This window comes from Marinobacter azerbaijanicus (genome assembly GCF_030250645.1).
In the GTDB taxonomy this organism is placed as follows: Bacteria; Pseudomonadota; Gammaproteobacteria; order Pseudomonadales; family Oleiphilaceae; genus Marinobacter; species Marinobacter azerbaijanicus.
Genome location: NZ_JASSVS010000061.1, coordinates 1 through 1,558 on the forward strand (window position 1 = coordinate 1; position 1,558 = coordinate 1,558).

Annotated in this window: 2 protein-coding genes; one reads left to right on the top strand and one right to left on the bottom strand. The window is 59.8% G+C overall.

All coding sequences use genetic code 11. The features are described 5' to 3' along the window. The coding region (locus tag QPM17_RS23575) for a hypothetical protein (protein ID WP_285394181.1) at positions 1 to 180 on the bottom strand (180 nt) is incomplete at its 3' end. An 81-nt stretch (positions 181 to 261) separates the two neighbouring features. On the opposite strand from QPM17_RS23575, the gene QPM17_RS23580 reads away from it, so the two are divergent. Further along, the gene (locus QPM17_RS23580; RefSeq protein WP_285394182.1) at positions 262 to 1,407 is read left to right on the top strand and encodes an RNA-guided endonuclease InsQ/TnpB family protein; all 1,146 of its coding nucleotides are present in this window, start codon (positions 262 to 264) and stop codon (positions 1,405 to 1,407) included. Positions 1,408 to 1,558: the final 151 nt, after the last annotated feature.

Sequence of the window (1,558 nt, forward strand, 5' to 3'; positions counted from 1 at the left end):
GAGAGGCTGGGCCGGCGCGTTCCCCAGCACGAATTCGGATATCAGCTCGTCCAGCCGCGAGGCGTTCTCGTGCATGGTCGCGGCCAAGCTGGCGCTCTGCTCATCATGGCGGCATTCTGCTGGGTCAACAGAATTTGCGCGGGATACCCCGTACTTCTGGTGCGGGGAGGGATAGTGCATCGCCCGCCAGGGCGACCCTATTCCCGCTGCCTCCTTCTTAGCTGATTGCTATCTTACAGTTTTCTTTGTACTTTGTGAGACATGACGAAACGTGCCTACAAATACCGCTTCTACCCGACGCCTGAGCAAGAGAAGCTTCTTGCTCGGACGTTCGGCTGTGTGCGTTTCGTCTACAATGCGGTGCTGCGGTATCGCACCGATGCCTTCTACGAGCGCCGGGAAAAGATCGGCTACGTAGCGGCGAATGCTGAACTGTCGCGGATGAAGAAAGCCGACGAGATGGCGTTCCTCAATGAGGTCAGTTCGGTGCCGCTGCAGCAGTGCCTGCGCCATCAACAGACCGCCTTCAAGAACTTCTTCGAGGGTCGTACCCGCTACCCGAATTTCAAGAGCAAACGGCACCGCCAGTCGGCGGAGTTCACTCGCTCGGCGTTCAAGTATCGGGACGGGCAGCTGTTCCTGGCCAAGTGCCAGGCGCCACTGGCGATCCATTGGAGCCGGCCGCTGCCCAGCGAGCCGACAACCGTCACCGTTTCCAGGGACTCCGCAGGCCGCTACTTCGTGTCGTGCCTGTGTGAGTTCACACCCGAGACGTTGCCCATTACGCCAAAAATGGTCGGCATCGACCTCGGCCTGAAAGACCTGTTCGTTACCAGCGACGGGGTTCGAACCGGCAACCCCCGCCATACGGCGAAATACACGGCCAAGCTGGCTAAGGCGCAGCGTCGGCTGAGCAAGAAGAAGCTCGGCTCGAAGAACCGCGCCAAGGCTCGGCAGAAAGTGGCCCGACTTCACGCCAAAATCTCCGATTGCCGGAAGGACAACTTGCACAAGCTGTCCCGCAGACTGATTAACGAGAACCAAGTGGTCTGCGTCGAATCCCTCGAGGCGAAGAACATGGTGCGCAATCCTTCACTGGCCAAGTCCATCAGCGATGCAGGCTGGGGAGAGTTCGTCCGCCAGCTTGAGTACAAAGCGGAATGGGCTGGCCGGCAGGTGTCGGCCATTGACCCGTGGTATCCGTCCAGTAAACGCTGCTCCTGCTGTGGGCATGTGATGGACAAGATGCCTCTCCACATCCGCTCCTGGGTGTGTCCGGGTTGCGCGACCGAACACGACCGCGACGTCAACGCCGCGGTTAACATTAAAGCGGCCGGGCTGGCCGTGTTAGCCCTTGGAGAGAATGTAAGCGGCATGGGTCAAGCGCCTATGTCCGGTTCTCGGTGAATTGGGAATCCTCTTCCTTCAGGGAGAGGAGCAGTCAACAATGGGCTCTCGCTAGGGTTCTTCTCGGGTACAGGCAGGTGCCGAGACAGGTTCGCTCTGTTGTTGGTGGGCACGACGAGGAACGGGCGGGGGTACGTGGCCGGAGCCATTC

Coding starts and splice junctions, on each gene's coding strand:
- QPM17_RS23580 (WP_285394182.1), top strand. CDS start 262: ATGACGAAACGTGCCTACAAATACCGCTTCTACCCGACGCCTGAGCAA.